A 25,761-nucleotide genomic window follows, 5' to 3' on the forward strand; every position below is an offset into this window, starting at 1 on the left:
ATTACTCCTCACCGTCACGGATGATCAATTGAATTTTTGTTGGGTTATAGGCATTACATGGGTTATTCAGTTGCGGACAATTGGAAATGAGGACAATGAGATCCATTTCAGCTTTAATTTCAACATATTTACCCGGTGCAGAAATACCGTCATCAAATTTCAAATGACCATCCGCAGTCACAGGTACATTCATAAAGAAGTTAATGTTTGGGCCAATATGGCGGACATTTAAGCCATGTTTTTTGGCAATCGGATGCTGAGATAACGCAATCATGAAATTGTTACGGCAACTGTGCATTGGATATTTGTCATTTGCATAACGAACGGTGTTGCTTTCACATGAACATGCACCACCTAAAGTGTCATGACGACCGCAGTTATCATCATGAATGGTGGCAATTTTATTGCCAAAGTTGGTGTATAAAGCTGTGCCTTTTTCTAAATAGATTTGTTGATTAATCGCTAAGGTATCAGTTGCGCTATAACGCTCTTCAGGATTTTGGCTAGAGATAAAAAGCGTATCAACCGCTTGATTGCCTTCGAGGTCAACGATACGGAAATACTGCCCTTTTTTGACTTCGCACATCCATGCTTCACCGGCAGAACATACTTCGCTTAACACTGATTTTTCAGAATGTTGTGTTGGATTTACTAATGCAGTCATAATCATTCCCCTCAAGCCGTTAAAGCGTAATAGCGTTTATTATTTTGAAAAGCACGTTGATTTTGCGGGCAAGAATCACGGCAAAAATCGGTGTCTGCCAAAGGCAACGCCTTAAATAAACTTAGTTGTACGTCAGCAGGGTTATATTCTTCTGCTTGAGATAATCCATGTGGTGCACTGGATAAAAACACCAAACAATCCATTTCAAAGCGCAGTTCAATAATTTGATCGGTGTTATCGGAGTCGATATAAGACAAGTTACCTGTATCATCAGGCGCAACCTTAGAGAAGAGATTAAGTGTTGAACTTAAGTCGGTTGCAGATAAACCAAACTTGGTCATTTCAAGCAATAAGCTATCTTTGCCGTTGCGGTACATATCATTACGGGCATCTTGGAAAGTTTTACTGCCAAATTGGTTTTCAATTTGTGATGCGGTACTTGGTGCACAAAACGCATCATTCCAAGCATGATCGTCTTTGACTATCGAGATCATGGCACGGCCTAAATCCGACGCCAAAATATGCCCTGTACTTAAATACGCCGTGTGTTGCCCTTTGAGGCTATCTGGCATGTTGTAGCGCTCAAGCTTATCTTCACTGTTTACACAGTACAGCGACACATTGGCATTTTGCCCAAGTGATTTAAGCTGTAATACTGCCCCACGCTGAATACGCGCTGACCAGTGGTGTCCACCCGGTAAAAGTTCAGTCCATAGTGCTTTATCATCATGATAATGTGTTGTGCTCATTGCAGCCTCTGCCTAATTCTTAACTGTTTACCTCCCGGGCTTTTATCCCTCCGTGCAGCTTTGCTTTGAATTAAAACGAAGCCGTGAACTCTCGGTCGCGGTCATACATAGAAATGTATCGGAACCCTAGATCACTTTATGATGTATGTAGAAATGCAAAGGCTGTGCCAATTTAGTATTACGGTTTGAATAAAACGTATTACTAAGGTTTTAGGGTTCGTTTTGATCCTTAAGCTACAGTATTGGTTTTAAATTGCGCTATTTTTGAACTGTGCATCTGCTTAGGTATGCATCATCCTTGTGCATGTGCGATCATGGTTAAGTATTTTTGAATTTATCTTTTTTAGATTTCTTCAAAATAAAAAGCCCAATTTTAGTATTGGGCCTTTCCTGTGATGTTTGCAAACAGCTACTTTCGCTTTTAACTTGCTGCTTTATAAAATGGTACCGAGCCATTCACAGTTGCACGATGCATAATGCGGTGCGCATCGCCATAGTCAAACAGCGCTTTGTGCTGCGTACAGCGGTTGTCCCAAATAGCGACATCACCTTCTTGCCATTTCCAGCGTAAGTGAAATTCTTCCTTCACCGCATGTTCAAACAAGAATGTCAGCAGCTTATCGCTCTCATGTGCATTCAGTTCGTTAATCTTCGTCGTAAAACCTTCATTCACAAACAACACTTCAGCACCAGTTTCAGGGTGTGTACGTACGACAGGATGCACCACTGGCGGATTTTTACGGAAACTATTTACAAGGCGTTCGCGGTCTGCTGCTGTTGTGCCAAAGCGCTCTAATGGAAAAGACTTACGTATATCATGTGTCGCTGTCAAACCGCGTAGTTGCTGTTTTAAATCTTCACTGAGCGCATTAAAAGCAGCTGTACCGCTGGCCCAGAGCGTATCCCCACCAAACTCAGGGATTTTAATCGCTTGCAGCACACAGCCCAACGGTGGTGTTTGACTAAAAGTCACATCGGTATGCCAAAGATCATTGTCTCTTAAATCTTGTCTGTGGCTATCCAGTACAATCACTTCCGGTGCATCATCCATCGCAGGGTAAATCGGATGAATATGCAAAGTACCAAAGGTTTTTGCCAACCTCACTTGCGACTGTGCGCTAAGCGCCTGCTTTCTAAAAAAGATCACTTGATGCTGCAATAGTGCTTGTTTTATTTCCAGCAGCACCGGTGTATCGGCATGGTTTAAATCGATACCTTCAATAACGGCGCCAATGTTTGGGTTAATTTGCTTCGCTTGCAATGACATAATTAAATCTTCTTCAATCTCTAAATCTATTTACAGCTGTTGGCCATACCAAGGCGCCAACTGCTTTTGCAGCCAACGTAAAAATAACTCAAAACTTACTGCGACAATCGCGATCACAATAATTCCAAGAATCACAGTATCTGTAATTAAGAACTGAGCAGCTGACTGCACCATAAAACCAATCCCACGATCAGCAGCAACCAGCTCTGCAGCCACCAGTGTTGACCAGCCCACGCCCAAGCCAATGCGCACACCCGTTAATATGTGCGGCAAAGCTGTTGGTAAAATCACATATTGCAAAACCTGCAAGCGCGTTGCGCCTAAAGATAATGCTGCGCGTTCACGGTTTTTTTGGTGGCTGATCACACCATGAGCACTGCTGATAATAATTGGCGCCAAAATAGAAAAGAAAATCAGCAGTACTTTGGTGGTTTCACCAATACCAAACCAAATCACCAATAGCGGTAAGTATGCAAGCGGTGGAATGGGACGGAGCAGCTCCACTAGTGGATCAAATACAGCACGTACCCATTTGTTGAGTCCCATCCATAAACCTAAAGGCACACCAATTACAATAGCAGCAATAAGTGCGCTAAACACACGGCCAATACTTTCAGCCAAATGCTGCCAAAGCGTGGCTTTCATAAAACCTTGCTGGCTGACTTCAATAAACTTCTGCCATACCGCTGCTGGACTTGGTAAAAAAAGCTCAGGAATAATTTTCAAAGTGGTTACGACAAACCAAAGCACCAGCAAGCTCAGCACGCTGCCGATGCTTACAATAAGTGGTAAATTTTTTCTAAATATAGAAGTAGAGGAACTTCTGTTTAATGTTGCTGCTTCTGCACGATTTTCGCTGAGATGAGCCTTATTTAATTTTTGAATTTGCGTATTCATATTAAGACTCCACCGCATGTAATTTTTGCGCTTTTAAGCGTTCAAACAACATTTCACGCAGCTGAATAAACTGCGGATCAGACTTAATCGCTCGTATAGATTCGCCTTTAAGGTAGCGCTCAGCAAAATCCAGCTTGAGCATTTCAACAATCGTACCCGGACGCGCTGTCATCAGTACCAATTGATTGCTTAATAAAAGCGCCTCTTCAATATCATGGGTAATGAGGAAGAAACCTTTTTTCTCTTTAATCCATAAATTGAGCACAAACTCCTGCATACTTTCTCGGGTAAATGCATCGAGTGCTGCAAAGGGTTCATCCAGCAAAATAAATGGTGCATGACTAATCAAGGCACGTGCAATACCAACGCGCTGTTTCATCCCGCCTGAAAGTTCCCAGATATTGGCATTTGACACATGCGAAAGCCCGACGGTATTTAAAATAGATGCAACTTGTGACTTTATCTCCGTACTTTTTAAGCCTTTTAATTTCAAGGAAAATGCCACGTTATCTGACACATTGAGCCAAGGCAGTAAGGCATGTTCTTGGAAGACCACAGCACGTCTTGCATCTGGGCCAGTTAGAACTTCATCATCGATTTTGACGTGGCCAGCGCTCACCGGTTGAAAACCCGCCAGAATATTTAAAAGCGTCGTTTTGCCGCAGCCAGACTCGCCAAGTACAACCGTTAAAGTCGATTCAGGCACGTCCAAATTGATATTTTTTAGTACAGCCACCTCATGTTCAGGATAGGTCAGGCTAATATTTTCCGCTTTTAAGATACTCATTTTCACATCCTTAAGGCTGAACAAATAAGGCTGTTACATTGTCCTTGTAATCAGCTTTAACTTTATCTACTTTGCCTTGGGCTTTTAAAAAGGTCGCTGTATCTAAAATATTCTTGGCAAAATCTGTGCTGAAACTTTGAGCTTGCTGCTGCTGGTTCAAATAAATATTGCCAGATAGCAGCAATGGAATATCTTTCGCATCAGAACCGGTTAATTGCGCAATGCTATTGATATAAGCAGTATTCGCTTCAAACGCTTTCGGATCTTGATTGTATTCATCTATTTTCTTTAAAGAAGTTTGAACGAAAGATTTTAAAAACTCTGGATTTTGCTCTGCAAAGTCTTTACGAACCACCCATACATCAAAGGTTGGTGCGCCCCATTCTGCAACTTGCTTAGAATCGGTCAGAACTTTACCTGTGGCACTCGCCTTGCTTAAAGCGGGTTCCCATACATAAGTCGCGTCAATATCACCACGTTCCCACGCTGCTGAGATTTCAGGCGGGCGCAAATTAATAATTTTGACCTCAGCCTCAGATAAATTCCAATGCTTTAATACAGAAAGCAGGCTGTAATGTGCTGTAGAAACAAAAGGGACAGCAATGGTTTTACCCTTTAAGTCTTCAGGTTTTTGAATGCCTGATTTATTGCTCACCACTAAGGCTTCTGAAGCACCCAGTTTTGCTGCGATAAAAAACACTTCAATAGGTAAATCACGGCTGGCGGCAGCAGCTAAAGGACTGGTACCAATATTGCCAATACTGACATCACCTGATGCCAAAGCATTTACAACGTCTGCGCCCGTATCAAATTTTTTCCACTCAATTTTTTGTTGGCTGTCTTTTTCATAATCGCCATTGGCCTGCGCCACTTTGCTCGGATCAACACCAGTTTGATAGGCAATAACTACCGCTTTCTGATCTTTTTGCGCAATTGCAGCCGTTGAAGTGTCAGGAGTAGATTTTTTAGCTTGGAAATATACGAAAGCAGCGATCGCCACAATGACGATCGCCGTAATAATTAAAGGTTTAGATTTGCCGCTCATATTTTTTTCATAAAAAGTGATAACTAATTCACATACTAATCAGTCAGCTTTATGATGAAAAATAAGTTAATTGACAATATTTATCACAAAATTGCATTTATCGATTAGTGGAATACTTATGCTTTTATTCACTAAACGTCTAGCAATCAATTTTCTACATGAGATCTTTTAATGGTATTTTTTACTTCACTAAGATTTCATGGAACATATGACGTAGCCATTGATGGCTAGTTTTATGATGGCAAGACATATGCCAATATTGCTTTACGCCATAGGTTGGAAATGCAATCGGTGCATCAAATATTTTTAAGTTACCGCGTGAAAGCAATACTTCACTCAAGTAATACGGCACAGTAGCAATCGCATCAGTGTCTTGCACAACCAAGCCCACACCTAAATAACTAGGTAAACGCATCAAAATATCACGTTTTAAATCAAGGTTAAGCAGTTCATTTTCAATATGGTAGTGCCCCATACCTGCATCAATATCAATATGTGACTCTGATAAATATTGCTCAGTTGTAATGGTGTCACCCGTTAATCGTGGATGATCCTTAGCTGCAATCACCACATAATATTGCTCAAACAGTTTTTGCTGATAAAAGCCGCTTTCCAAATGCGGTAAAAACCCCAGTGCTAAATCAATTTCACCATTCGCCATTTGATAACTGGTTTCAGTGGTAATCGGGCGTACATTCAGACGTATTTGTGGCGCGTGTTTTTTTAGATATTGGCTGATTTTAGGCAATAAAACCAAATGCGAAACATCGGTCATGGCCAAAGTAAATTGTTGATCTGAAATGGCTTGATCAAAATTAATCGTAAAATTATTAATGGCTTCAACTTTACTCAAGGCTTCGCTAACTAAAGGAAATAATTGACGCGATAACTCCGTAGGCACCATTTCATTGCCGATACGTAAAAATAAGGGGTCGTTATAATGCTGTCGTATTTTATTTAAAATATTACTGACTGTAGGCTGACTCATCTGCAAGTGTTCAGCAGCTTGTGACACATTTTTGTACTTATAAACATGAAAAAAAATGCTAAGAAGTTTACAGTCCAATTCAAACACGAAAGATTTAATCCCTAATTAAATATTGCAAGTTATGCTGTGCATCATCTGCTGAATTATACAAAAAGCCAATAACGAAATATTACTTTTATTGCAGATGAAACGCCAGTTTAGCCTGCTCAGTTGCATTTGGCTTTTCAACACTCCAATCCGTCCGCATAATAGACACAGCTCGAATTTGGATATCAACATGCTTCAAGGAAAAAAACTGGTTTGTTTTGATTTAGATGGCACACTTATCGACTCTGTTGGCGTGTGGAATCAGGTCGACGCAGATTTGATTCAACAGTTAACTGGACAAACCATCCAACTGGGTTTAATTCAACGTGAACGTGACATTCAGCTGCAATTATTTAAAAATACACCAGACCCTTACTTAATGTACTGTAACTATCTAAAAGATACTTATAAGATTGAACAACACACAGCAGATCAAATCAAACAGCAACGATATGCCATTTCACAGCATTTTTTAGAACATATCATCTTGCTTAAACCACATGCAGCGTTATTTGTTCAACAGCTCATTCAGCAAGGCATTCAGGTGGCAATTACCACCACGACCAGCCTGCAAAATATTTATCGATATCAAAAAAATATTAACATCTATCCAATGCTGCATTTTGAAAATAGCTTTGATCTGATCCTGACCCGTGAAAGTGTCAAAAATATTAAGCCGCATCCTGAAGTCTATTTACAGGCGATTGAACATTTTGCAGTTCGACCTGAAGAATGTTTAATTTTTGAAGATTCACTCATTGGTGTAGAAGCTGCAAATGCAGCAGGCATTGAAGTGGTTGCCGTGTATGATGCATATTCAGAGCACGAAATTGAGCAAATCAAAAATAAAGCGGATTATTTTATCCATGATTTCTCTTCGGTTCTGAACTGAGTTAAAGCAAATAAACATTCGCTTTAAAGTTAAAAAAGCAGCCCAATTTAGAGGCTGCTTTTGATATTTTTGCATCAATAGATAATTGATCTATTTTACTTTTTTATAAATGGATCCAGACCCGACTAAATTTCCCGTTTTTTCGTCAATCGCAAATTCAACAGCACCTGTCCCAGAGTTTACAGCCAGTAACCCAGATTCAGCGACAGATGCAGGTACAGGATTTTTCTTTTCAGATTTACCACTTTTTTTATCTTTTAAAGTATTGGTAATGAAATAGTTTTCACCATTTTTACTAATAATCAGCGCATTTTCAAGTTGCGGATCTACTGCGGTATTTTGCCATGTTCCAGCATAATCAGGCGCTGGACTTTGTTTACATGCAGTGAGGAGAACTGCGAACAACATCGCAGAAAATAATTGAATCTTTTTCAAAATACTGACCTTCTTTGTCAATGAATTTTGCATTATAGAAAGCCTTGAAGAGAACTTTAGACCGTTCGTGTTGTGCAAAAGTTGCAAACCAAGTCCTGCTGTTTTTCTTTTGTCATGTTTTGAAACATTTGTAGTCTTTCATAATAAATAAGCCCACTTGATTGTGGGCTTATTTAAATATTTTCAATCTTTAGATTTATACGATTTGACGCATTGAACCAGTTTCTTCAAAAGTGGCATGCCAAGATAAAGCCTCTTTTAAAATATGCGGCGTTTGACCACCACGCTCACATGCGCGTTCAAAGTAGCTCAACAATGCTGCGCGATAATCTGGATGTGCACAGATTTCAATGACTTTACGTGCACGCTCACGTGGTGAAAGACCACGTAAATCTGCCAAGCCCTGCTCTGTAACTACGATGTCAACGTCGTGGTCAGTGTGGTCGGTATGACTCACCATTGGCACGACAGATGAAATCGCACCACCTTTTGCAATCGACTTAGTCACGAAAATGGCAATGTGCGCATGACGAGTAAAGTCTCCTGAACCACCGATACCGTTCATCATTTTCGTACCCGTCACATGGGTCGAATTTACGTTTCCGTAAATATCAAACTCAAGCGCCGTATTAATCGCAATAATGCCTAAACGTCGAATGATTTCAGGGTTATTAGATAGCTCTTGTGGACGTAACACAATTTTGTCTTTGTACTGATCAAAATTGTTCATCACATGCTGTGCACAAGGCTCAGACAGCGTCATTGAACAGCCTGAGGCAAATTTCATTTTTCCAGAATCAATTAGCTGGAAAGTACAGTCTTGTAGTACTTCTGAATACATTTCCAAATCATGAAAATTCGAATGCTCAAAACCTGCGAATACAGCATTTGCAATCGAACCCACACCTGACTGTAGCGGGCCTAAATTTTCAGGCAAACGCCCTGCTGCCACTTCACCTTCAAAGAAATCAATCAGATGCTGAGCAATCGCTAGGGTTTCAGCATCAGGTTCATCCATTTTAAACTGGGTATCTGGCAGATCATTCAACACAATAGCTGAAATCTTATCGGGGCTGACATTGATCCCAATCGTACCAATACGTTCACCAACCTGAGTCAGTGGAATTGGCCCACGGTTTGGTCGCGCTTTAGGCACATAAATATCATGTACACCTTCGAGCACTGGGTTAATCGTATTATCAATTTCAATAATCACATGATCTGCCATTTCAATGAAATTGGCTGAGTTACCACATGAACCTGTCGGAATAACTTGACCATCTTCTGTAATTGCAGTCGCTGCAATAACGGCCACATTAATGCGCGGTAAATTATGATGACGAATATTATCGGCCATTTCAGACAAGTGTTGGTCAATATACATGACCTCGCCAGCGTTAATGGCTTTACGTAAACCAGGATCTGCTTGATACGGATAACGACGTTCTATCGCATGCGCCGCATTGAGGCGACCATCGATACTATTTCCTAAACTAGCACCCGTTGCCAACGTGATACGAAGAGGATGTGAAACTGCATGATCTGCAAGTGCCAATGGAACCGTCTTTGCCTCACCTGCACCACCAAAACCACTTAAACCAACCACTGAACCATCTTGAATTAACTCAATCGCTTTTTCAGCAGACATTACTTTGTCGCGAAGGGAGAGTAAGCGAATGCGATCTAAACCATTCATAATTAAATCTCAAAAAATAAATATCTCAAAATAAACATCTTTTTTCGCCATCCCAGCGAACTGAGATAGCGTTTGTTATTGCTTATCTAAAAACGTACTTATCTAAAAGCTTACTTATATAAATTGAGGCAAATTAAATCAGTTCAACCGCAATTGCAGTTGCTTCACCGCCACCAATACACAGTGCTGCGACACCTTTTTTACCGCCAGTGCGTTTTAAGGCATGAATCAGCGTCACAATAATACGTGAACCTGATGAACCTAGTGGGTGACCAAGTGAGCAAGCACCACCATGAATGTTCACTTTTGCTTCATCTAAGTTAAATCCATCAATCGCCAGCATTGTAACCATGGCAAATGCTTCATTGACTTCCCACAGGTCAACTTCTTGTGCATCCCAACCGGCTTGTGCAAGTACTTTCTCAATAGCACCGACTGGAGCAATCGTGAACTCTGACGGATGCTGTGAATTTGTAGCATAAGCAACGACTTTTGCCAGTGGTGTTAAACCACGTGCTTGAGCCGTTTCTTCTGATGTAACCACCAAAGCAGATGCACCGTCAGAAATTGAGCTAGCATTGGCAGCTGTGATCGTGCCGTCTTTTTTGAATGCAGGACGCAGTGTTGGGATTTTTTCAGGCTTAGCACTTAATGGCTGTTCATCTGTGTCAACAACGACGTCACCTTTACGGCTTTTAACAGTAACTGGCACGATTTCATTTTTGAAGAAACCGCCTTGAATCGCTGCAACGGCTTTATTGAGTGAGTTGATGGCAAAAGCATCCTGCTGTTCACGGGTATAGCCTTTTTTATCTGCCATATCTTGTGCCAGAATACCCATCGATAAACCTGTCTCAGCATCTTCTAAGCCTTCTTGGAACATGTGGTCTGTGGTTTTACCATGACCCATACGATAGCCTGAACGCGCTTTTTCAAGTAAATATGGCGCATTTGACATCGACTCCATACCACCTGCAACCACAATATTGGCCGAACCGGCTTTAATCGCATCAGCTGCTTGCATCACTGCCTTCATGCCTGAACCACAAATTTTATTAATCGTGGTGGCACCCGTTGTATCTGGTAAGCCTGCTTGACGCATCGCTTGGCGTGCAGGACCTTGTTTAAGACCAGCCGGTAATACACAGCCAAAAATAACTTCGTCAATATCTGTAGGTTCTAAACCTGCACGTGCAACAACAGCCTGAATCGCTGCAGCACCTAAGTCTGGGGCTGTACAAGATGAAAGTGAACCCTGAAAACCACCCATCGCTGTACGTACGCCATCTACAATTACAATCATTTCTTATTTCATCCTGTTTTAAATCTTTTAACCCCAAGGAACCATGACTGGTTCCTCAGATTTTCCATCTTAATGTTTTTCACAGTGGTTTCGATGAAACCTTAAGATTGAGCGGTGAAGTATTCTTCAGATAGCTGCATGATAAGTTCAGAACCTGCTTTAATACGTTGAGCACGGGCAGCAAGGTCAGGTAGAACTTTCTCAACATAGAAATCTGCGAGTACCAGTTTGTTTTGGAAGAAGCTCTCTGGTTTTGCAGCCGCAGCTTTGCTAATACGTGCAAACATATAAACGAAGCTGAGTAAACCAACAGCGTGCAGGTAATCGACTGCCACCGAACTGCTAAAGTCTGGGGTGGTCTTAGATTGTTCTACAATGAATTGCGTTAATGCTTCAACTTCGTCAGAAACTTGCAATGCTGCAGATTTAACTTTTGAATCTGCCATGGTTGCAGCAAAATCACGAATTTCAGCAATGTATTCGGCAATAAATGCACCATTACATTTCGTGGTTTTGCGTCCAATTAAATCAATCGCTTGTACGCCATTTGTGCCTTCGTAAATCTGTGAAATACGTAAGTCACGAATGCATTGCTCCATACCCCATTCACGGATATAGCCATGACCACCAAAGCACATTTGCGCTTCTAAAGTAGCTTGTAGGGCTGTATCTGTTAGGTAGGCTTTTGCAATAGGTGTCAATAAAGCCACGCGGTCATTGGCTTTTTTCACAGCAGCTTCGTCAGTTGAATATTTTGTAATATCCAGTTGCTGGCCAACATACACAGCAAATGCACGAGATGCTTCGTTGTTGGCGCGTACATTCAACAACATACGACGTACATCACCATGTACTAAAATAGAGTCTGCTGGTTTTTCAGGAGATTTCACACCTGTCGCAGAACGACCTTGTAGACGATCAGTCGCATACTGTGCAGCATTTTGGTAAGCAAATTCTGCAGCGCCAATCCCTTGGATACCCATCGATAAACGTTCATAGTTCATCATGACAAACATCGCCGCAAGACCTTCGTTTTCTTTACCAACGATATAACCTTTGGCACCATCAAAGTTCATAACACACGTTGCAGAACCTTTAATACCCATCTTGTGTTCAATTGAACCCGCTGAAACAGCATTACGTTCACCGACTGAGCCATCGGCATTGACATGGAATTTTGGAACGATAAACAATGAAATACCACGTGAACCCGCAGGTGCATTTGGCGTTTTTGCTAACACAAGATGGATGATGTTTTCACACAGATCATGTTCACCACTGGTGATGAAAATTTTCGTGCCTGTAATATTAAATGAACCATCTTCATTCGGCTCTGCTTTGGTTTTAATGATCCCCAAATCAGTCCCTGAATGTGGTTCAGTTAAACACATAGTGCCTGACCATTCACCCGTATAAAATTTTGGAAGATAGGTTTCTTTTTGCTCTTGCGAAGCACGGTCATTAATCGCCATACCTGCACCCACAGTCAGTAGTGGATACAACATAAATGATGGATTGGTACTCCAAATCATTTCGTCAGCAAGTACTGTCAACATTTTCGGCATGTTTTGGCCGCCCCATTCTTCAGAAGCGCCTAAACCAACCCAACCACCTTCAGCGAATTGTTTAAAAGCGTCTTTAAACCCTGTAGGCGTAGTAACAACACCATTACTAAACTGCGCACCACCTTCTTCATCTGCAGTACGGTTCAAGTCTAGAATAACGTTTTTAGAAAACTTAGCCATTTCTTCTAAAATGGCATTTGCAGTCGCCATATCAATATGAGCTAAGTTTTCATTTGACTGCCAGAACTCATCTGCATTGAATACATCATTTAAGATGAAGTCCATGTCCTTTAACGGCGCATTGTATATTGGCATTGTACTTTCCTTTTCTACAGGCTTTGTCAGCGTCTTTGACAAAGTACTTTTTTAAAGTTGCACGCTCCCGCACAAAATCATCAAATCAATTTTGTGTGGATTTTTTAAAGATCTGTTTTTTCAGATAGATATCTAAAATGGATATAGATAATGTGTTTTTACCGACAAGTGGAAAATAACCACCTGATATTTTGAGCAGCATTATTTTATTACAATTAAATAAATTTATTGAATTGACTAAATTTATAATTGGTAATTGATTAAAACCAAACATAATAGTACCTATAATCATGTTTAATTTAGGTTGTATTAATAACATAACAACCAAGACCGTTTTGTTAAATGCTGCTTTTGTTGTAAAAGCGAAAAGACAATAAATTAAAAAAAATAAAAATGGAATTTTATTTCAAAAAAATGACCTCAAGGGTTCAGTTTTATTGACATTAATTTTATGCTATGAATTCTATATGTTTTACGCACTCTACTAATGTGTTTATTTTTAAACCAATTTATGTAATATTTGAGACCATAGTGGAATGTAAGATTCACAAGATTTAGCTTAAGCTAGGCTTGTTCACCCTCAAGATGTTTATGGAACAGTTATCATGAGTTCAGTACGCCAACAAAATTTTATCCTTCGCAAGGAAAAAATTTTAGCCATGGCAGAAACCCTGCTATTAGATAATAATCAAGACATCACCTTAAGTGAGTTAGCTTGTGAACTAGATATTGCCAAAGGCACGATTTATAAACATTTTAAAAGTAAAAACCAATTATATTTAGAACTGATTATCTTAAATGAAAAACGATTATTAGAAATTTCAAAAAAATATAATCATGATATTAAAACTTATGTTTCACAATATATGCTTTATAATATGTTGAATTCTAATAGAACTATATTATTACATGTCATTGAAGAACGCTTAACCAATAATGAACGTAAATTAAAAGAGTTATTTGAAGAGCTCTATCGTGTTCGTGAAGAACGTATTATTGAAATTAAGGATATGACCAGTGATTATCTAAAATCACTTGAAAGCGCAATGTCGATACGTGATTATTTATCTTATATTTGGACGGTCACTTATGGTGCATCCCTACTCCTCAATTCAACGCATTATCAAAAATCAATCGGTTCACGTGAACGCTTAATCAAGCTATATATTAATCAGGCGCTGATGACGCCAGATAAAATTTCAGCCGTATAGAATTGATTTATAAATAAAAAAGCCGAACAATTGTTCGGCTTTTTTTCATTAAACAATATCTAGGTTATGCAATCACAGGTGGGAAGCCATCTTCGGTTAAAGCGCTAATCAATTGCTCTGCACTGGCACTAGATTCAACGTCAACTAATTTTGTAGCTACATCAATAGTGACCGTTGCATTTTCGTCTAAGTCTTTAATCGTTGCTGTTACGCTACGGGCACAACCACCGCATGTCATATTATCAATACGAAATTTCATGATATTCATCCTTCTTTTCTAATAACAACACTATAAACCTTGCCACGATTGTAAGGTCAAGCGGATTTAAATCTTTGCTGTATGGCAGCACTCAGCCATGCCCGTTTCGATTTGATTTAAAATCGTACAATCGGCTTGATCATTACCGGCACAGCCATCTACAGATTGTTGCAAGATCTCAACCATGGCCTGTAAGTCTGCGATTTTTTGATTTAAGGTCTGGATATGTTTTAACGCCAATGCTTTAACTTCTACACTTTGCCGACTTTGATTTTTCCAAAGCCCAAGTAAATCTTTCATTTGTTCAGAAGAAAAACCTAAATCACGCGCATGTCTTAAGAAACTCAAGGTTTTAATATCGGCTTCCGAGTAAATTCGATAGCCTGCATCGGTGCGCTGCGCATTATTTAACAGCCCAATCGATTCATAATAGCGGATCATTTTTGCAGAAATGCCCGATGCTTTCGCTGCTTGTCCAATATTCATCTCAAGACTCCTGAAAAACTGGCCCTTTAAATGCTTTTAAACGTAAGGCATTTGACACAACAAACACCGATGAAAGTGCCATTGCACCTGCGGCGAACATAGGTGAAAGCAATATGCCAAAGAATGGATATAACACACCTGCAGCGACGGGAATCAATGCTGCATTGTAAATAAATGCCCAAAATAGATTTTGGCGAATATTATTCATCGTCGCAGTACTCAGTGCGATTGCTGTCGGTACCATTTGTAAATTACCCGACATAAGCACAACGTCCGCAGCCTCTATCGCCACATCTGTCCCTGTACCAATCGCCATGCCCACATCTGCTTGCGCAAGTGCAGGCGCATCATTAATGCCATCGCCGACAAAACAAACAACACCATGTTCTTTTTGCAATTGTTGTACAGATTGCACTTTTTGGTCTGGCATTACTTCAGCGATCACATGATCAATCTTCAACTGTCGTGCTATGGCAGTGGCAGTATGTCGGTTATCGCCTGTAATCATGGCCACTTTCAGCCCTAAATCATGCAAAGCTTGAATGGCTGCGAAGGTTGTAGCTTTGATCGGGTCGGCTACAGCAACAATGGCAGCAAGCTGTTGATCGATCGATACATAGAGCGGGGTTTTCCCTTCATTGCCCATGCGTTTCGCCAGTGATGAAAAGATTTGTGTATCTAAACCAAGTTTATGCATCAAATGATCTGCACCGATAAAAATGCTTTGTCCTTCAACAACGGCCTGAATCCCAGCACCAGTCACGGAATCAAAATGCTCAACCTCTAAAAGTTGCACTTGCATCTCTTTTGCAGCTTGAACAATGGCATAGGCAATCGGATGCTCAGATTTCTGCTCTACAGAGACCAATAACTGAAATACGCGATCTTTATCAAAAGCTTCAGTGACTTCAAAATCTGTCAGTTTCGGTTTACCTTCCGTCAATGTCCCTGTTTTATCGACTGCAACCACTTGAGTATTTTTGAGTTGTTGTAAGGCTTCACCTTTACGGAACAATACTCCAAGCTCTGCACCTCGCCCTGTACCGACCATAATAGACGTTGGTGTTGCCAAACCCATTGCACATGGACATGCGATAATCAGTACTGCTACAGCATTGACTAAGGCATAGGTTAAACTCGGTTCAGGTCCAACTACATACCAAACTAAAAAGGTGATCAACGCCAACGCCATTACCACCGGTACAAACCATAACGTGACTTTATCCACCAAAGCTTGAATCGGTAATTTTGAACCCTGAGCCTGTTCAACCATATGAATAATTTGTGCCAAAACAGAATCTTGACCTACCGCAGTGGCTAGTATTTTCAATGCCCCATTTTGGTTAATCGTACCACCGACAACTTGATCACCGGCTTTTTTCTCGACAGGAATTGGCTCGCCACTGATCATGGATTCATCAATATAACTGTTCCCAGACACCACGGTGCCATCGACTGGGCAACGTTCACCAGGCCGTATTTCAATCAACATACCTGTTTCAACATCACTAATCGGCAAATCTATATAGCTACTAGATTGCTCAACACGTGCTGTTTTGGGTTGCATGCCGACTAAGTATTGAATAGCTTGCGAGGTTTTACCTTTGGCTTTCGCCTCCATAAAACGACCCAAAAGAATCAACGCCACAATTACTGCGGCTGCTTCAAAGTACACATGAACCGTACCTTGCGGTAATAATTGCGGAGCAAATGTTGCAACACAAGAAAAACTATAAGCAGATAAAGTCCCAACTGCGACCAAAGAATTCATATCTGGGGCAAGTCGCGCAAGTGCTGGTATGCCGTGCTGATAAAAGCGTCTTCCGGGTAGGATTAACACCAAAGTGGTTAATATAAACTGAATATACCAACTATTTTGTGTCCCTAAATTATGTGCAATAAAATGATGAAAAGCTGGAATCATGTGTGATCCCATCTCCAAGATAAAAACAGGAACAGCGAGTACCAATGCGATGATTAAATCACGTTTGAGCAACCGAGCTTCATCGGCTTTTTTTTCTGCCATTGTCGGTTGTAGTTGTGTAGCAACGGTCGCACTGTATCCCGCTTTTTTAACTGCCGCGATCAATTCCTGTGTTTTTGAAACTGGCGCCTGAACAAAAGCTTTTTCACTGGCTAAATTTACAGTTGCTTTACTAACACCGTCTACAGCGTTTAGGGCTTTTTCAACCCGTGCCACACATGAAGCACAGGTCATTCCATCAATATTTAATTCAATATTGGGCTGTGCAATATGAAAACCAGCTTTTTCTACGGACTTCGCCAATGCAGAATTTTCAACAGATGCCAATGCCGTAATCGTAGCTTTTTCAGTTGCCAAATTCACTTTTGCATCGATGACTTCTGGAACTGTTTTTAATGCTTTTTCAACACGTGCCACACACGATGCGCAAGTCATCCCTTCAATTTCAAGTTCAATCTGCTTTTGTGCAACGCCAAAACCTGCCTTTTCAACGGCCTGAATTACAGCAGAATAATCCACATTTTTATCACTCTGAACATGTGCTGTTTCAGTGGCTAAATTCACTTGAGCATCAGTGATGCCATCGACTTTTTTTAAGGCTTTTTCCACCCGTGCCACACAAGAAGCACAGGTCATCCCTTCAATAGCAAGTGTGCCATCAAAAAGTTTGTGTTCTGTCGAATCTGTCATGGCAACATCCCAATCATATGTGCTTGTTTTAGGCTATAGCTTAAACTTTACCACAATGGGAAGGTCAAGTTTTTCTGACTCACAGCAAGGCTTTTTTTTACGATATAAAAAATTGCGAATATTCAAAAATATAATCAATAATATTGAATAATCATTATTCAATTAGTTTGTTTTTCTGATATTAAAACTACACCTTTCCTCATTATTCAGTAAGATAAAGATTCGTGACCACCAAACGAATTACTCTCTTTCGCATGTACAAACTGTCGAACATTTGCTTTAACTGCGCATATTTGTGTGCTTTTTTATTTTTAATTTTAAGTTGGAGTCTAGATCATATTGATGTTTGGCTCACTCAAGTGGTTATCCCTGCTGTCACGATATGCATACTCTTAGGCTTCCTGTTTAAATACATCGCTCGAAAGTTAGGACATGAACCGCCTAAACGAAAAATAAAACAACAAAATCCCAAAAACGATGATCAAGACCCGGCTTAAGATACTTATAAATAACGAAATCATCAATAAAAAAGCCCATTCAATTGAACGGGCTTTTTTTCATGTCTGAATTATTAGTCAGCACTAATATCTTCAAATAAAACTGAAGAAAGATAACGTTCACCACCATCCGGTAAAATGACCACAATGGTTTTGCCTGCATTCTCAGGACGTGCAGCAAGTTTTGCCGCAGCTGCCATTGCCGCGCCACTAGAGATACCCACTAAAATACCGTCATGAGTAGCCGTTTTACGCGCCCACTCAATTGCTTCAGCACTTTCAATACCGATCACTTCATCAACAAGGTCTAGATCTAAGTTACCCGGAATAAAGTTAGCGCCAATCCCCTGAATTTTATGTGGCCCAGGAGTCAGTGTTTCGCCTTTTTTCGCTTGGGCAATAATCGGAGATTCAGCCGGTTCTACCGCAACAGAATAAAGCGGCTGATTTTTCACTTTTTCAAAATAGCTTGAAATGCCTGAAATCGTACCGCCTGTACCTACACCTGAAACTAAAATATCCACTTTACCACCGGTCGCTTCCCAAATTTCTGGGCCAGTGGTCAATTCATGAATTTTAGGGTTTGCAGGGTTTTCAAACTGTTGTGGTAAATAATACGTTTCAGGATGTTCGGCAACGAGGCGCTGTGCTTCTTCGACCGCACCTTTCATGCCTTTAGCAGGTTCAGTCAATACGAGATTTGCACCAAAAGACTTCAACACCTTACGGCGTTCAATACTCATACTTGCTGGCATGGTTAATGTAATTGCATAACCTTTCGCAGCTGCAACAAATGCCAAAGCAATCCCTGTATTACCACTTGTAGGTTCTACAATATGCATACCCGGTTTTAATAAACCTTTTTCTTCTGCATCAGCAATGAGAGCTGCACCTACACGACATTTCACTGAAAATGCTGGGTTACGGCTTTCTACTTTCGCCAAGACCGTTGCTTCTGACTGAATCGCACGATTAATACGAACTAAAGGTGTATTACCAATCGCTTCAGCGTTATTACTATATACTGCGATACCTAAATTACTCGTTGCTGGAAAAGCTGAATCTGTTGTCATGACTATTTATCCCTTGTGTATTTATTGAATACGATCTTTAGATGATACAATTATTTTCAAAGTGTGCATGATTTTTTAAGCTAATGTCTTATATTTATGTGCATTTTGTGAAAGCTTGCACTAAAATCAAGCAATAAATTTAACTGATTAACTAAATTTAAACTTATAAAAATTAATGATATTTGATTTCATAAAAAACCATAGAAATTGTCTTATTTATTCAATGTATTAAGCCGTGATATCCGTATACTTGAGCTGTTGTTAATCGTATGGACATATCCAATGAATACCGATCTGGAAATCACTACTATGCGTGATTCTGCCGAATTAGTCGTGGGCGTTTTAAAGTCGCTGGCAAATACGGATCGTCTACTAATTTTATGTCATCTAGCACAGCAAGAATTGAATGTGTCTCAGATTGAAGAAATCACTAATATTAAACAGCCAACCCTCTCACAACAACTGATGATGTTACGTAAAAGTGATGTTGTGACTACGCGTCGTGATGGTAAGCAAATTTATTATTCAATTAAAGATGCAAATTTAGTTCAAGTTCTCAATACTCTTTACCAATTGTATTGCAACCAATCTTATAAATAACATTCAGTTATTTTAAAATTTCAAGCCAGACATGCTGTTCTTGCACCACTATAGATGAATTATCGCAATGGACAGCAATTCAATACCTTAATTTACCCTCCAGACTTCTTTTAAATATCAATAATTATTTCGAATATCCTAAGCTTTAAAACAGCTTATCCTTTTCATTAATTCATTTAAAATGATGGCTTCTTAAATATCCCCTTAAATTTCCTGCAATATTGTACGGTCAAAATTTATTGCACAAGACTTCTTAGCATTTTTTATGCATAATATATATGAAATTGTGATTTAGATAAATTTATGTCAGATTTAAAACCCCATTTCTTACAGAAATTTCCTGCTTGGCAGTGGTTACAACACTACAGCCCCGTGAAATTTAAATCTGATGTACTTGCTTCGCTGATCGTGATTGCCATGTTGGTTCCTCAAGGTATGGCCTATTCCATGCTGGCAGGTTTACCTCCAATCATGGGTTTATATGCCAGTATTTTACCGATGATTGTTTACGCCCTCATTGGTGGAAGCTCAACCTTATCGATAGGCCCTGTGGCAATCATTTCGATGATGACCTTCGCCACGCTCAATCCGCTGTTTGAAGTCGGTTCGCCTGTTTATATTGAAGCAGCGACACTTTTGGCCTTAATGGTCGGGCTGATTTCTCTGCTGCTAGGTGTATTACGTTTCGGTTTTTTAATTCAGTTGATCAGTCATCCTGTCATTAAAAGCTTCATTATTGCTTCGGCTCTGCTCATTGCACTAGGTCAGTTTAAGTTTCTCGTCGATGTCCCGCTAAAAGCCAACAACATCCCTGAGTTTGTTTTAAGTCTGTGGGAATACCTGAGTTTAACTCACTTTGCTTCACTCATCTTTGGTGTGCTGGCCATACTGTTTTTAATCTATGTACCAAAAATGTTGGCCACTCAATCGATCCAATCTCGATTCGGCTCTACTGCCTTTCTAAGTAAAGCACTTCCATTGATACTAGTGGTGATCTCAATTGCATCGGTGATGTTATTTGACCTGCAAAATGTCGGCATTAAAACCGTCGGTGAAATTCCTTCAGGATTTCCACCCTTAAGCTTTCCACATTGGAACTGGGAACTGGTACAAACCTTACTGCCCGGTGCAACAATGATTGCCATGATCAGTTTTGTTGAGTCACTGTCTATTGCCCAAGCCACTGCCTTACAACAACGCAGCCAACTCAATAGTAACCAAGAGTTGATCGCTTTAGGTTTAGCCAATCTAAGCGCTGGGGTTAGCTCTGCCTTTCCAGTGACGGGTAGCTTATCTCGTACAGTGGTTAACGCAGATGCAGGTGCAAAAACACCGATGGCTGGCGTGTTGTCGTCATTGCTGATTATCGTTGTCAGTCTCTACTTCACTGGTTTTTTCCAAGACTTACCTTTAGTGATCTTGGCGGCCACGATTATTGTTTCCATTTGGAAATTAGTCGACTTTAAACCTTTTGTGGATACATGGCGTTATTCAAAAGCTGACGGGATTGCGATGTGGGTGACCTTTTTCGGTGTGGTGTGTATCGATATTTCTACAGGTCTCATTATTGGCATCATTTCTACTTTTATTCTGTTGTTATGGCGCATCAGTCGTCCACACATTGCGGTGATCGGTTTGGTTGAGGGCACACAGCATTTCCGTAATGTACAGCGCCATCATGTCTATACCGCACCACATATTCTCTCGCTCCGTATAGATGAAAATATCTCGTTTTTAAATGCCAATACGCTTAAAGGTTTCCTGATCAATGAAGTCAGTGAAAATATTGATCTAGAGCATGTTGTTATCAACTGCTCAAGCGTCAGTTCAATTGACCTCAGTGCCTTAGAAATGTTGGAAGATTTAAATGCTGAATTATCAAAATTAGATATTCGACTGCATTTTTCCGAGGTCAAAGGTCCTGTCATGGACAAATTGCAGCACTCAAAATTACTCACGCATTTGAGTGGTCAAATTTTTCTCACCCACTATCAAGCCGTTACTGAGCTTGCGACAGCCAGTTCTGAGTACCAAATTTAAAGGCCTATTAGCTCACTGTTTAATCAATGCGAATTTGATAAACTGTGAGTTTTGAAGGGTTTACATTTTAATACACAAAAATAGATTATAAAAAACAAAGGTTTATTTTTAAATTAAATTATTTTTTAAGCATTCCACATTTTCGTATAAAATACAGGGCTAATTTTCATCATTTTGTCATTGTAATTCTGACAAGGCTCTCCTATGTTTTCAGCATTTACACGCTTGAGTTTAGTAACCCGAATTATTATCGCCATTATTTTAGGTGTATTGGTTGCTGTCGTCGCTCCGGGCGTTGCACCCTATTTAAGTTTGCTTGGTGATTTATTCATTAAGGCATTGAAATCCGTAGCACCGATACTGGTCTTTGTACTTGTACTGTCATCCATTGCAAATTTCAAAGTGGGCAGCAGTAATTCTTACATTAAACCGATTATGTTGATGTACGCTATTGGTATGTTCCTTGCTGCTTTAAGTTCAGTAGTAGCAAGCCTTTTATTCCCAAGTACATTAATTCTTGATGTTGCTGCAGACAACCTTGTGCCGCCAGGCAGTCTTGCTGAAATATTGAAAAACTTATTATTAAGTTTTGTCGCAAACCCTGTTACAGCAATTTCTGAAGCAAATTTCATTGGTATTTTGGCTTGGGCTGTTGCCTTAGGTATTGCATTTCGTCATGCATCAGAGAACACCAAAGTCTTTTTATCTGACGCTGCTGATGCAGTGAATAAAGTGATCCGTTTAGTGATTAACTTTGCACCTATTGGTATCTTCGGTTTGGTTGCTGTTACATTTGCCGACTCAGGTCTAAAAACGCTTGTTAGTTATGCGCACTTACTTGCTGTATTACTCGGTACCATGTTTTTTGTAGCTTTGGTCATTAACCCACTAATGGTGGCATTTATGACTCGCTCAAACCCGTTCCCATTGGTTTTCCAATGCCTACGCGAAAGTGGTATCACTGCATTCTTTACACGTAGTTCAGCTGCAAACATCCCAGTTAACCTAGACCTTGCAAAGCGTCTTGGTGTCCCCGAATCAACTGCAAGTGTAGCAATTCCTTTAGGTGCAACTGTCAATATGGCAGGTGCATCAGTCACAATTACAGTCCTCACTCTAGCAGCAGTTCATACTTTGGGCATTTCTGTTGATTTCAGCACCATGTTGATTTTATCAGTCGTTGCTACCGTTTCTGCATGTGGTGCTTCAGGTGTTGCTGGTGGTTCATTGCTGCTTATTCCAGTGGCTTGTGGCCTGTTTGGTATTTCAAGCGATATCGCGATGCAAGTTGTTGCCATTGGTATGGTCATTAGTGTACTTCAAGATTCAACTGAAACAGCTTTAAACTCTTCGACTGACGTATTATTTACAGCTGCAGTAGACCGTGGTTTAAGATAATATCCTGATATTGGATACTTTTTAAGGCGAGGCCATGCCTTTTCAAACTTTACCGCTTTGGATACAACTGGGTGCTTTTTTTCTCGCAGTGAATGCAGGAATGATTAATGTACTCGGGCTGGTGACGATCTTGCACCAGTCGGTATCTCACATGACGGGTAATGTCAGTATGTTAGCCATGGCCTTCATTGCATGGCAGCCAGCTACGATTATTTATTTGATTTTAGTCTTGCTCTGTTATGTGATTGGCTCATTATATAGTGGGCTTATTCTTGGAAATAGTCACTTTAGCTTAACGCGACGTTATGGCGTCCCATTAAGCTTGGTGGCTTTTTTTATTGTCCTGTGTTGGCTGCTATTACCCTATTTTCCACGTTATGCTTTGCTTTGGGCATGCGTGGCGATGGGGGTACAAAATGCAATGGTCAGCCACTATAAAGGCACCATTATTCGTACCACACACCTCTCTGGTGTTTTGACGGACTTAGGTTTGGCTTTGGGCTATAAAGCTCGCGGATTGCCTGTTGAGTCTAAACGTGTGGTTTTACATGTATTAATTTTGGTTGGATTTATCGTTGGTGGCATACTTGCCAGTTGGCTTTATCCTTATTTAAAATTAAACGCATTCCTAATTCCTGCCGCACTCAGTGTAGTTATGAGCGCAGTATATTGGATCATCTATTTTCATTATCGACATATACACGATTAGTTGGAACGTACTATGGTTAAAAATGCATTACAGGCGCAACTGCTTAAAGCAGGTCTGGTCGATAATAAAAAGGCAAAAAAATTGTCTAAACAAGCCGTACATGAAAAACGTACTGGTGAAAGTAAAGATGCTGAAATCAAAGCGAAAATTGAGCAAGATCAGCAACAGAAAATGGCCAAAGATCAGGCTTTAGAACAAAGTAAAAAAGCGCTATTACATGAAAAAGAATTGAAAGCTGCCATCATGCAAATGATTAATCAGCATAAAATTCGTGATACCGATGGTGAATCGACCTATCAATTTATTGATGATGCGAAGATCAAAAAGCTTTATATCAATCAGCAAATTTATAATGCCCTTGTTGCTGGCAGTTTGGTGATTGCACGTGAAAATGCAAATTATGCCTTTCTTCCAAAAGCTTTAGCCGACCGTATTAATGCAAAAATGGAAGGCTTTATCATTGTGAATAATTCTGAAGTCAATGAGCAAACCACGGATGAAGAAGATCCGTATGCAGCTTATGTGATTCCTGATGATTTAATGTGGTAAGCACTTCAAATCGCCAATGAAGCTCCCAATTTGGGAGCTTTTTTTTAGCTCAACGTTCATCCATTTCAGTCCATGAAATTAGTTATACCTTCAAAAAATCATTCCTTTGCACCCAATAAGTAACATTATGGAATATACATGTCGTAACTCCGTAAAGTTTTCGAGTATAAAATTGCTTAAATAAGCATCATAATTACAATAGTTTGATCATTAACCCTTGCATTTACATCAATAAGAGTAGGACTATTTTGGAAAAAATTCAGTTCATTAAAAATATTCAAGATTGGTCAGATCAATATCCATGGCTAGAAATGCTGACTTCGCTCAGTCTTATTATTATTTTTGCCATTATCGCAAATTTTATCGCCAAGCAAATTGTGGTACGTGGTATTCGTAAACTCGTGTCTAAAATGGCCTTTAGCCACAGTCAAATTTTGTCAGAACATAGCGTAATTAAACGCTTTGCCAACATTGTTCCAGCAATTGTAATCTTAAATGGCATAACCACAGTCCCGCATTTATCTGTGAAATTTATCTCAATCGTGCAAATGGCCTGTCAGGCCTTTATCTTCCTGACCATTGCTTTAGCCATTTCTGAATTACTGAATATTTTTAATCTGATTTATCAACGTAATCCAAAATCTAGAAACAAACCAATTAAAGGCTATTTGCAGTTGGTCAAATTGATCATTTTTTTGGTTTGTGGCCTAATGATCTTGGGTACTTTCCTGAAAAAAGATGTATTTACATTACTCGCAGGCTTTGGTGCTATGGCGGCTGTACTAATGTTGGTCTTCCAAAATACCATTTTGTCACTGGTCGCTTCGGTACAAATTTCTTCTTATGATATGGTGCGAATTGGTGACTGGATTGAAATGCCGTCGCTCAATGCGGATGGCGATGTCATTGATATGTCATTACATACCATTACTGTACAGAACTTTGATAAGACCTTTACCACGATTCCAACCAATAAACTGGTGACAGACACCTTTAAAAACTGGCGTGGTATGGCACAGTCCGGTGTACGCCGCATCAAACGCTCACTTTATATCGATCAAAGCTCTATTCATTTTATGACTCAGGATGAGCAAAACAAACTCAAAGAATTTTTATTATTAGATCAGTACCTTGATCATAAGCATGAAGAGCTTGCTCAGTTTAATCAGCAGCTTTCAAATCAGTCGCAATATAATCAGCGTCGTTTAACCAATTTGGGGACCTTTCGTGCCTACGTAGAATTCTATTTACAACAGCATTCGGGCATTGCCCAACACCAAACGATTTTGGTGCGTCAGTTACAACCCACGAGTGAAGGTATTCCTTTAGAGATTTATGCTTTTAGTAAAACAATTGCATGGAAAGATTATGAAGCGATTCAATCTGATATCTTTGACCATCTGATTGCAATCACACCTGAGTTTGGTCTTAAAATCTATCAAGCCCCTTCTAGTGCCGATTTTAAAGACCTCGTTCAACCAAATGCCGATAAAAGTTAAGAGCTAAACTTTCCTCTCCCCATGTATATTCAAAGAAGAAATTCTGCAAATTAAAAAAGTCACAATGGCTTTTGAA

The 25,761-nt window shown here is 40.0% G+C and carries 23 protein-coding genes, 1 pseudogene and 1 riboswitch; of the genes and pseudogenes, 8 read left to right on the plus strand and 16 right to left on the minus strand.

All coding sequences use genetic code 11. From position 1 onward, the window contains the following. Position 1 precedes the first annotated feature (1 nt). The 7 genes from FTU80_RS10610 to FTU80_RS10640 all read right to left on the minus strand — a co-directional run bounded on the left by FTU80_RS10610 (position 2) and on the right by FTU80_RS10640 (position 6,484). On the minus strand, positions 2 to 664 hold the full coding sequence (locus FTU80_RS10610; protein ID WP_180085013.1) for an urea amidolyase associated protein UAAP2: 663 nt from the start codon (positions 662 to 664) through the stop codon (positions 2 to 4). An 11-nt stretch (positions 665 to 675) separates the two neighbouring features. Then, positions 676 to 1,413 (minus strand): urea amidolyase associated protein UAAP1, encoded by a 738-nt coding sequence (locus tag FTU80_RS10615; RefSeq protein ID WP_180085014.1) that lies wholly within the window; start codon positions 1,411 to 1,413, stop codon positions 676 to 678. A gap of 29 nt (positions 1,414 to 1,442) precedes the next feature. After that, positions 1,443 to 1,554, minus strand: a riboswitch (guanidine-I (ykkC/yxkD leader). Between the two features lie 280 nt (positions 1,555 to 1,834). Then, positions 1,835 to 2,680 (minus strand): taurine dioxygenase, encoded by an 846-nt coding sequence (tauD, locus tag FTU80_RS10620; RefSeq protein ID WP_180085015.1) that lies wholly within the window; start codon positions 2,678 to 2,680, stop codon positions 1,835 to 1,837. A gap of 30 nt (positions 2,681 to 2,710) precedes the next feature. Further along, positions 2,711 to 3,577 carry a taurine ABC transporter permease TauC gene (gene tauC, locus FTU80_RS10625; protein ID WP_180085016.1) on the minus strand — a complete coding sequence of 289 codons (867 nt, stop codon included), beginning with the start codon at positions 3,575 to 3,577 and terminating at the stop codon, positions 2,711 to 2,713. A 1-nt stretch (position 3,578) separates the two neighbouring features. Continuing rightward, the gene (locus FTU80_RS10630) at positions 3,579 to 4,364 is read right to left on the minus strand and encodes a taurine ABC transporter ATP-binding protein (RefSeq protein ID WP_180085017.1); all 786 of its coding nucleotides are present in this window, start codon (positions 4,362 to 4,364) and stop codon (positions 3,579 to 3,581) included. 10 nt (positions 4,365 to 4,374) lie between these two features. Continuing rightward, positions 4,375 to 5,409, minus strand: coding sequence for a taurine ABC transporter substrate-binding protein (gene tauA, locus FTU80_RS10635; RefSeq protein ID WP_180085018.1), 1,035 nt, complete (start codon positions 5,407 to 5,409; stop codon positions 4,375 to 4,377). A 181-nt stretch (positions 5,410 to 5,590) separates the two neighbouring features. Further along, positions 5,591 to 6,484: a LysR substrate-binding domain-containing protein gene (locus FTU80_RS10640; RefSeq protein ID WP_078190935.1), complete on the minus strand. Its 894-nt coding sequence runs from the start codon at positions 6,482 to 6,484 to the stop codon at positions 5,591 to 5,593. Positions 6,485 to 6,674: 190 nt separating this feature from the next. Between FTU80_RS10640 and FTU80_RS10645 the strand changes: the two genes are divergently transcribed. Further along, entirely contained in the window at positions 6,675 to 7,376 is a 702-nt protein-coding gene (locus FTU80_RS10645) for an HAD family phosphatase (protein ID WP_180041495.1), read from the plus strand. A 90-nt stretch (positions 7,377 to 7,466) separates the two neighbouring features. On the opposite strand, the gene FTU80_RS10650 is transcribed toward FTU80_RS10645, so the two are convergent. The 4 genes from FTU80_RS10650 to FTU80_RS10665 form a co-directional block, all read right to left on the minus strand. Beyond that, a complete protein-coding gene (locus FTU80_RS10650; RefSeq protein WP_372491152.1) occupies positions 7,467 to 7,784 on the minus strand; it encodes a hypothetical protein in 318 nt (105 codons plus the stop codon). Positions 7,785 to 8,007: 223 nt separating this feature from the next. Further along, complete coding sequence (locus FTU80_RS10655) at positions 8,008 to 9,507, minus strand: succinate CoA transferase (protein WP_180054798.1); 1,500 nt, start codon at positions 9,505 to 9,507, stop codon at positions 8,008 to 8,010. A 133-nt stretch (positions 9,508 to 9,640) separates the two neighbouring features. Continuing rightward, complete coding sequence (locus tag FTU80_RS10660) at positions 9,641 to 10,810, minus strand: thiolase family protein (RefSeq protein WP_078193795.1); 1,170 nt, start codon at positions 10,808 to 10,810, stop codon at positions 9,641 to 9,643. A gap of 101 nt (positions 10,811 to 10,911) precedes the next feature. After that, positions 10,912 to 12,690 (minus strand): acyl-CoA dehydrogenase C-terminal domain-containing protein, encoded by a 1,779-nt coding sequence (locus FTU80_RS10665; protein WP_180041492.1) that lies wholly within the window; start codon positions 12,688 to 12,690, stop codon positions 10,912 to 10,914. A 605-nt stretch (positions 12,691 to 13,295) separates the two neighbouring features. Here FTU80_RS10665 and FTU80_RS10670 point away from each other — a divergent pair. Continuing rightward, complete coding sequence (locus FTU80_RS10670; protein ID WP_078190941.1) at positions 13,296 to 13,901, plus strand: TetR/AcrR family transcriptional regulator; 606 nt, start codon at positions 13,296 to 13,298, stop codon at positions 13,899 to 13,901. 64 nt (positions 13,902 to 13,965) lie between these two features. Here FTU80_RS10670 and FTU80_RS10675 read toward each other — a convergent pair whose 3' ends face one another. The 5 genes and pseudogenes from FTU80_RS10675 to cysK all read right to left on the minus strand — a co-directional run bounded on the left by FTU80_RS10675 (position 13,966) and on the right by cysK (position 18,890). Beyond that, positions 13,966 to 14,160 (minus strand): heavy-metal-associated domain-containing protein, encoded by a 195-nt coding sequence (locus tag FTU80_RS10675; protein WP_078190942.1) that lies wholly within the window; start codon positions 14,158 to 14,160, stop codon positions 13,966 to 13,968. A gap of 66 nt (positions 14,161 to 14,226) precedes the next feature. Beyond that, the gene (gene cueR, locus FTU80_RS10680; RefSeq protein WP_180003682.1) at positions 14,227 to 14,646 is read right to left on the minus strand and encodes a Cu(I)-responsive transcriptional regulator; all 420 of its coding nucleotides are present in this window, start codon (positions 14,644 to 14,646) and stop codon (positions 14,227 to 14,229) included. Position 14,647: 1 nt separating this feature from the next. Then, positions 14,648 to 17,086 carry a copper-translocating P-type ATPase gene (locus tag FTU80_RS10685; protein ID WP_373685211.1) on the minus strand — a complete coding sequence of 813 codons (2,439 nt, stop codon included), beginning with the start codon at positions 17,084 to 17,086 and terminating at the stop codon, positions 14,648 to 14,650. Positions 17,087 to 17,110: 24 nt separating this feature from the next. After that, positions 17,111 to 17,320: pseudogene (locus FTU80_RS16525) on the minus strand (cation transporter); the annotation flags it as partial. Positions 17,321 to 17,891: 571 nt separating this feature from the next. Further along, positions 17,892 to 18,890 carry a cysteine synthase A gene (gene cysK, locus FTU80_RS10690; RefSeq protein WP_111884368.1) on the minus strand — a complete coding sequence of 333 codons (999 nt, stop codon included), beginning with the start codon at positions 18,888 to 18,890 and terminating at the stop codon, positions 17,892 to 17,894. A gap of 282 nt (positions 18,891 to 19,172) precedes the next feature. Between cysK and FTU80_RS10695 the strand changes: the two genes are divergently transcribed. The 6 genes from FTU80_RS10695 (at position 19,173) to FTU80_RS10720 (ending at position 25,685) form a co-directional block, all read left to right on the plus strand. After that, positions 19,173 to 19,490, plus strand: coding sequence for a helix-turn-helix transcriptional regulator (locus FTU80_RS10695; RefSeq protein WP_180085020.1), 318 nt, complete (start codon positions 19,173 to 19,175; stop codon positions 19,488 to 19,490). Positions 19,491 to 19,793: 303 nt separating this feature from the next. Next, positions 19,794 to 21,530 (plus strand): SulP family inorganic anion transporter, encoded by a 1,737-nt coding sequence (locus FTU80_RS10700; RefSeq protein WP_180085021.1) that lies wholly within the window; start codon positions 19,794 to 19,796, stop codon positions 21,528 to 21,530. Between the two features lie 204 nt (positions 21,531 to 21,734). After that, positions 21,735 to 22,928, plus strand: coding sequence for a serine/threonine transporter SstT (gene sstT / locus FTU80_RS10705; RefSeq protein ID WP_180085022.1), 1,194 nt, complete (start codon positions 21,735 to 21,737; stop codon positions 22,926 to 22,928). A gap of 34 nt (positions 22,929 to 22,962) precedes the next feature. Then, positions 22,963 to 23,637 (plus strand): YoaK family protein, encoded by a 675-nt coding sequence (locus FTU80_RS10710; protein WP_180085023.1) that lies wholly within the window; start codon positions 22,963 to 22,965, stop codon positions 23,635 to 23,637. A gap of 12 nt (positions 23,638 to 23,649) precedes the next feature. Continuing rightward, the gene (locus FTU80_RS10715) at positions 23,650 to 24,186 is read left to right on the plus strand and encodes a DUF2058 domain-containing protein (RefSeq protein ID WP_180085024.1); all 537 of its coding nucleotides are present in this window, start codon (positions 23,650 to 23,652) and stop codon (positions 24,184 to 24,186) included. 248 nt (positions 24,187 to 24,434) lie between these two features. Beyond that, the gene (locus tag FTU80_RS10720) at positions 24,435 to 25,685 is read left to right on the plus strand and encodes a mechanosensitive ion channel family protein (protein WP_180085025.1); all 1,251 of its coding nucleotides are present in this window, start codon (positions 24,435 to 24,437) and stop codon (positions 25,683 to 25,685) included. Positions 25,686 to 25,761: the final 76 nt, after the last annotated feature.

Source organism: Acinetobacter sp. YH12145 (genome assembly GCF_013418335.1).
Lineage (GTDB): Bacteria > Pseudomonadota > Gammaproteobacteria > Pseudomonadales > Moraxellaceae > Acinetobacter > Acinetobacter amyesii.